This is a genomic window from Bradyrhizobium sp. AUGA SZCCT0283, from assembly GCF_018130385.1.
Lineage (GTDB): Bacteria > Pseudomonadota > Alphaproteobacteria > Rhizobiales > Xanthobacteraceae > Bradyrhizobium.
Genome location: NZ_JAFCLU010000080.1, coordinates 1 through 6,282 on the forward strand (window position 1 = coordinate 1; position 6,282 = coordinate 6,282).

Below are 6,282 nucleotides of genomic sequence, written 5' to 3' on the forward strand. Positions count from 1 at the left end.
AAGGCCCGCATGGGGGCGACGCACTTCCTGACCAAAACGCTTCCAAAAGTAGCCGCTGAAATGGCACTCTCGGTCCTTGTCTATAATCTGACACGGGTCATGAACATCGTGGGGATCAAGGCGCTGATCGCCGCGATCGCGGCCTAAAACCCACTCGGGTTTTTGCTCCCAGTACTGACGTCCCCCTCGAGCCGTTTTTACACGACCAAGACCCAAAGCGGACGTGGGCATCGCCGGACATCGGTCCACGATCGTGCTATATAGCCATTGAATTTCCCCGAGCATGGGGGCCACCTTGAGCGGCGAGCACGTAGAACGGCGGCTGGCAGCAATTCTGGCGGCGGATGTCGCGGGCTCTTGCCGCTTAATAGGGATCGACGAAGAAGGCACGCTGGCGCGACTGAAAGCGCTTCGAAGAATACTTTTCGATCCCAACATCGCTGAGCATCACGGACGTATCGTCAAGAATACGGGGGACGGCGCTATTGCTGAGTTCGCCAGCGTTGTCGACGCGGTACGGTGTGCCGACGAAATTCAACGCGGCATGGCCGAACAAAATATCGACGTGCCGCAGGACAAGCGGATCGAGCTCCGCATCGGCATTCACGTCGGTGATATATCGAAGAAAACGATATCTTTGGTGACGGGGTCAATATTGCAGTGCGTCTCGAAGGGATCGCTGACCCCGGCGGTATCAGCATCTCGGATGACGCTCGCCGGCAAATTCGTGGCAAGGTTGATGTAACGTTTGAGGATTTGGGTTCGCAATCCTTGAAGAATATCGCCGAACCGATGCGGGTCTGGCGCGTCCCATACGGTCGCGCCGTGCCAGCTGTGCCGACCCGCCTGCGTGTTGATGACGCCCTTGCGCTGCCCGATAAACCCTCGATCACCATTCTCCCCTTCACCAACCTGAGCTCCGACCCGGAACAGGAATATTTCGCGGACGGAATGGTCGATCCGGTTTGATGGCGGGCTCGGCGACGTCTTCGATCTGCAGTACCGGGTGACTGAAAGCGTTGTCGGGACGATCGCGCCAGCGGTGGAAAAAGCCGAGATCGAGCGTGCCAAGCGCAAGCCGACCGAGAGCCTCGACGCCTATGCCATTTATTTACGCGGTTTGGCCAGGTTTTATCAGTTTGCTGGCCGGCAAGTGAACGCTCGCGCCGCCGCTTGCTACGCCTATGCCAGGGGCAATGGCTGGATTTCAGTCACACCGAACGAGATTGCTGAGGTGACGAGGCTCGCTCAGCGGGCGGTGGGGTTGGGCAAAGATGATGCGATGGCGCTCGCCGCCAGCGGGTGGGCGTTAGCGTTTGTTGTTCGCGATCTGGAGGCAGGGGCCGGCTTAATCGATCGCGCGCTTGTGCTCAGTTCCAATTTGGCCGAGGCATGGTTTTACGGCGGCTGGGTAAAAAACTACCTCGGCGAGCCGGAACCGGCGATCGAGCGCTTCGCGCGTGCCATGCGCCTGAGCCCACTTGATCCGCGGGTGACAGCGGCGCGGGGTGGACCGCGCACATGCACATTTCTTCCTGGGCCGCTATGACGAACCGGCATCGTGGGCGGCAATGGCATTGCAGGACAATCCGGACTATCAACCTGGATTACGGATCGCCGCCGCAAGCAATGCAATGGCCGGACGCCCGGAGCAAGCACATCAGGCCGTGGCTCGGCTGCGGCAGGTCAATCCAGCGCTGCGTGTTTCCACTCTAAAAGACGTAGTGGGCCCTTATAGGCGTGCCGAAGATCTCTCGCGATTCGAAGAAGGATTGCAGCAAGCCGAGCTGCCCGAATGACCATCGCAGCAAGGCTCGACCGTTTGCGACGAAGTGATTGAGACATGCCTATCCTGAGAATGTCCGTTCACCAGGGTAGACCGGAAGCCGCCGTGGTCCGGCCAAACCGACGCGTTTGACCCTAAGCAGACGTGCGGTTCTCATGCTATCATCTGCCAAGTTCCAGAGTTTATCCTGGGAATGTTGATCCAAAGGATTGCCCATGACCAGAATATCATCCATCGCCGTGGCGTTCGGTTTTGCTTTGGCAACGATGTTCTCCAACGAAGCGAGCTACGCGCAAGCCAAGCCCGGGGTGGAGCGGCTCTACATCCTCAACTGCGGCGAAGGCGTCGCCGGCGATATTTCCCGCTGGTCGCCCGGCGTCAACGTCGGCAAGTCCATCGACTTCGTGGATAATTGCTACCTGATCAAGCACAGCCAAGGCTGGCTGCTGTGGGACACCGGCGTGACCGACGCGATTGCCGCCATGCCCGATGGCCAGAAGCCGACGGATGCGCGCGCCACCCATTGGAAACGCCCCAAGACGCTCGCGAGCCAGCTCGAGCAGCTTGGCGTCAAGCCCTCCGATATCAAATACGTCGCCGTCTCGCACACCCACCCCGACCACATCGGCAATATCAACATGTTTCCGCAATCAACTCTGTTGGTGCAAAAGGCGGAATATGAGTGGCCTTCGCCCTTCGCGCGGGCACTGCAAGTCGGACCATCCACGGTCAACAAGCTGGAGGGGGACCATGACGTCTTTGGCGACGGCAACGTGACGCTCATGGCGACCCCTGGGCATACGCCCGGCCATCAATCGCTATTGATCAAATTGCCCAACACTGGCGCACTCCTGCTCTCGGGCGACGCCGTCCATTTCAAGGACAATTGGGAAAACCGCCGCGTCCCTGACATCAATTTCAACAAGGAGCAGACCTCCGCATCACTGCAGCGGATGTCTGACATTCTCGCGAAGGAAAAAGCGCAGCTTTGGATAAACCATGACAAAGTGCAACGCGACAGCCTAAAAATGGCGCCGGGCTTCTACGATTGAGACCCGTCGGGCTGTCCCAGACGCCCGCTTATGCTTCCATTGTCCCGGGCGAAACTAACTTCGTCTTACTGCTTCGGATGTGATGGTCGCCGAACAACAATATCCTTCCCAACTTCAATTACCATTAGGTCCTCGCCAACTTCGAGCGGGCCGCCATAAGTTTTGCGAGTTCCGGGTATCAGATCATCGTTCGTTGCTGTGGGCAGGACGATGTGGGAGTAGACTGCCATCCTTGGCTTAGTTCTTGCGAACACTTCACCAGCTTGCTCGGGAGTAACGTGGTGCGCGACTACTGCTTTCGTTCTCTCCGCATCGGCGCCTCTCCTGGTAAAGGTTTCAGGGGAGACGACCTCGTGCACGAGTAGATCGACGCCCTCGGCCGCGCGTATGAGATTAGCCGAAGTACGGGTATCGCCGGACAAAACGACTGATCGACCATTGTAGTCGATCCTGTAGCCGTAGGCTGGCTCGACCGGCGCATGGTCGACCTCGATTGCGGTAATTTTTACGCCACTCCTTTCGTAGCTCACGCCGGGATTGATGTCGTGGGCATTGACCACCACCCCCTCAGGACGGGCCTTATCGTCCGAGATTCGAAACTTAATATCAAACTCAAACGCTTGGACCAAATGTCCCAACATTTTCTCGGTTCCCAGTGGTCCCCAAACCTCTAAGGGTCGATTTCGTCCTGGTGCAACAAGCCAACCAGTGAGCCAGACATCCGGAAATCCCACCACATGGTCGGAGTGAAGATGGGTAAAAAAGACTCCATCCACGTCTTGCCATTTTGTCTGGAGTTGGGCCAAGCGCTGCATCGCGCCTCGCCCCGCGTCGAAGAGAAATTTCTTGTCTCCTGCTTCAACCAGAATGCTCGGACCGAAGCGGTTCATTACAGGCGGGGGACTTCCTGTGCCAAGTAGAGTCACCTTTATATCTTGAGCCAGCGCAGGACCGAAAGCGACGGCAAACAGAGACGGGAGGACGAATGATATTCTTCTTAGAAATCGCATTTTAAAATCCTCTGACTAAGGGCAATTGTCATAGCATGGTTATCTGCTCTCACGCTGGATGAAAGTCGTCTTTTGGCAGATTATGTTGCAAAAGTCGATTTTTCGAAAGGTATCAAAATTTCCGAGGGCCGCTGGTTCGGTTTTCCTGTAGAGATGTGACGGACCTCATTGCCTCACGCTAAACTCATAGGCGATTTCGGTAACGCGACTGAGGTTATCCGAATTGTCGATCGCTTCGTGTTTTAAGGTTTCGCCAAAAATTTGGACTGATGCAACTTTCGACTTTTGCAACAGTATCGGCACTTTTCGGACCTGATCGGTCACTGATTTGTCCGTTTACGGGTGCCGGGGAAGACCGGAAGTAGCCGGCAATGGGCCGACCGACGCGATTGACCCATATGCGACATGCCGAGCGAACTCGCTTCATAATCCTTTACCGATCTCCGCGGCGGTTTGCCGCCGAACCGGACTATCACCGGTGCGACGCCAGCCAAGCGATCGGCCAGCTACGCACGTAAGCCTCCCACCCCAAAAAGAATTCCGAGGTTCTGCAATGCAATGCTGATTTCGGCATTACGCATTCGTCGAGCCCGACCCGCTCCTGTGCGTTGACGCTCGGTGCGATTTAAGCCGGGGGACTCGGCCACTCGCCAACGTTGGCGCGGCTTTCACACGTCCGGAACGGAAGGCCCCTACTTTCGTTTCAATCGTCCAGAGTCCAACTAAGGAGAAAGGCTATGACTACTAACAGACTTATGATCCTGGGCGCGGTGCTCGCCTTCAGCACCACCTCTGTGTATGCCGGTCCCTGCAACACGGCGAGCCGCGATGCAGGATCAGGGAATGTCCCGGGCTATACCGAACAAACGACTGGTTCCACAGCAACTAGTTCCAAGCAGCATCCACCGACATCTTCGATGAGCAAAGCCTCAGAGCATACCGCAACGTCGTCGGAAGATGCGCAGCGCCAGATGCAGAGCCAGCCTACCGCTGCCGAGCAATCAACGACGACCCAGGCCGCACCCTCCGCGCAGTCACGGACGGTAGGCACACAGACCCGTCCCGAGCTCACTGAACAATCAAAGAGGGCGACGGCCGGCGCGGCCCAGCCCGCACCGTCCGAGAAAAAGCCGGGGGACGACTGCTAGAAGCGCGGGAAATAGTGGGTTCAAAAGGGAACGTATCGAGGGCTGGCCGAACGCCTTGGCCCTCGATTAGCCCACGCCGCAACTTTGCGCATGACCAATTCAACATGTTTCATGTACTTAGACAAAGCGGTCGTCTGCGCTCTGGGCCGGTGCCGATTGCTTCCGCGGATGGCACTTTCCGGACCTGACAGGCCCGGCTGGAGACGTCTGTTCTTGAGGGTAAAGCGGACCTAGCAACTTCGCGCGCCAAAGTCCGAAAATGGACCCTAACCGGACTTGGGAAGATCAAGAGCGCAGGATCGTCACGCTCAACCGCCCACTTCAGTGCGTCGGCTGCAGCAGCGAGTTATGCCTTATCATGGCCGCGGCGAGAACTGCCATTCCGTGCTGTACTCGAGCCCGTACTTTTCCTGAAGAGCCTTGTATTTTGCAGGGTATTCGGGATGAGATGGCGGTGTCTCCTTCTGAAGCGCTGCCCGCTCTGCGAAGAATGATTCGAGGCCGCCAGGCGAGATGATTGTCAGATGTCGCGACGGCGTAGTGCCGACGTTCTTGTAGGTGTGCGGAATATTACGCGGCGCGAATAGGAAGTCACCTGGCCCGGCCTTGATAACCTGAGTCCCCACGCGAAACTCGTACTGGCCTTCAAGAATATAAAATCCTTCCTCTTCGCGGCTGTGCCGATGCGGCTCGGGCCCAGTGGAGGGCTGCACGATGGATTCGAGTACAGAATACGCGCCCCTAGTCTCCTGACTCTTCACCTTCCAGCCGCCTTTCGGGTTCGCCGGGGAGTACACCGGCTGCAGCTGACTGCCGTTTGGTTTCGCTTCTTGCGCCTGTGCGTTTGACCACGCCGCCAGGATTGCGCATAGCAAAAGCAGCTGTAAGGATTTCCATGCAATCATGAGAGCCTCCTAATATGTGATAGGCACAGCCAGCGGCGCGCGACCGTGGTGGTGAAAAGGAGTGAGCCGCCCTCACGCGCGTCCGCCTGCGCTGGGGGGATACTTATTTATGGCCCCGTCACACCGCCAACGGGCTTGGCAGGATCTAACTACGCTGGCCAGCGCGCCAGTCAGTAGCGCGTTTTTCCGTTCCGCAACAGACCGCCTCGGCATGCAACAAACGCCCGGCGAGGACGCCTCACTTCCGCTTTTGGCAAGTTTGAGACATGCTAATAGGCCCTTCTGATGTCCGTTCACCAGGGTAGACCGGAGTGCGCCGGGAGACCGGCAAGGAGTAGATGGTGCAAGTCCATCACGATGAAGGAGTAGCGAACCGCATCG

General features: G+C 57.5%; 8 protein-coding genes and 1 pseudogene. 6 read left to right on the forward strand and 3 right to left on the reverse strand.

The window, feature by feature from the left end:
* The 6 genes and pseudogenes from JQ624_RS39165 to JQ624_RS37895 form a co-directional block, all read left to right on the forward strand.
* Positions 1-147: pseudogene (locus tag JQ624_RS39165) on the forward strand (IS5/IS1182 family transposase); the annotation flags it as partial.
* Between the two features lie 148 nt (positions 148-295).
* Positions 296-745, forward strand: a complete 450-nt coding sequence (locus JQ624_RS39170) for an adenylate/guanylate cyclase domain-containing protein (RefSeq protein ID WP_249130407.1) — start codon at positions 296-298, stop codon at positions 743-745.
* 26 nt (positions 746-771) lie between these two features.
* Positions 772-969, forward strand: coding sequence for a hypothetical protein (locus JQ624_RS39175; protein WP_249130409.1), 198 nt, complete (start codon positions 772-774; stop codon positions 967-969).
* 37 nt (positions 970-1,006) lie between these two features.
* Positions 1,007-1,549: a TRAP transporter TatT component family protein gene (locus JQ624_RS39180; protein ID WP_249130411.1), complete on the forward strand. Its 543-nt coding sequence runs from the start codon at positions 1,007-1,009 to the stop codon at positions 1,547-1,549.
* Positions 1,550-1,571: 22 nt separating this feature from the next.
* Complete coding sequence (locus JQ624_RS39185) at positions 1,572-1,799, forward strand: hypothetical protein (RefSeq protein ID WP_249130412.1); 228 nt, start codon at positions 1,572-1,574, stop codon at positions 1,797-1,799.
* 202 nt (positions 1,800-2,001) lie between these two features.
* The gene (locus JQ624_RS37895; protein WP_212423959.1) at positions 2,002-2,838 is read left to right on the forward strand and encodes an N-acyl homoserine lactonase family protein; all 837 of its coding nucleotides are present in this window, start codon (positions 2,002-2,004) and stop codon (positions 2,836-2,838) included.
* 65 nt (positions 2,839-2,903) lie between these two features.
* Here the strand turns inward: JQ624_RS37895 and JQ624_RS37900 are convergent, their stop codons facing one another.
* The 3 genes from JQ624_RS37900 to JQ624_RS37910 form a co-directional block, all read right to left on the reverse strand.
* Positions 2,904-3,728, reverse strand: coding sequence for an MBL fold metallo-hydrolase (locus JQ624_RS37900; RefSeq protein ID WP_212423960.1), 825 nt, complete (start codon positions 3,726-3,728; stop codon positions 2,904-2,906).
* A gap of 285 nt (positions 3,729-4,013) precedes the next feature.
* On the reverse strand, positions 4,014-4,172 hold the full coding sequence (locus JQ624_RS37905) for a hypothetical protein (RefSeq protein ID WP_212423961.1): 159 nt from the start codon (positions 4,170-4,172) through the stop codon (positions 4,014-4,016).
* Positions 4,173-5,352: 1,180 nt separating this feature from the next.
* Positions 5,353-5,901: a cupin domain-containing protein gene (locus JQ624_RS37910; RefSeq protein ID WP_212423962.1), complete on the reverse strand. Its 549-nt coding sequence runs from the start codon at positions 5,899-5,901 to the stop codon at positions 5,353-5,355.
* Positions 5,902-6,282 lie beyond the last annotated feature (381 nt).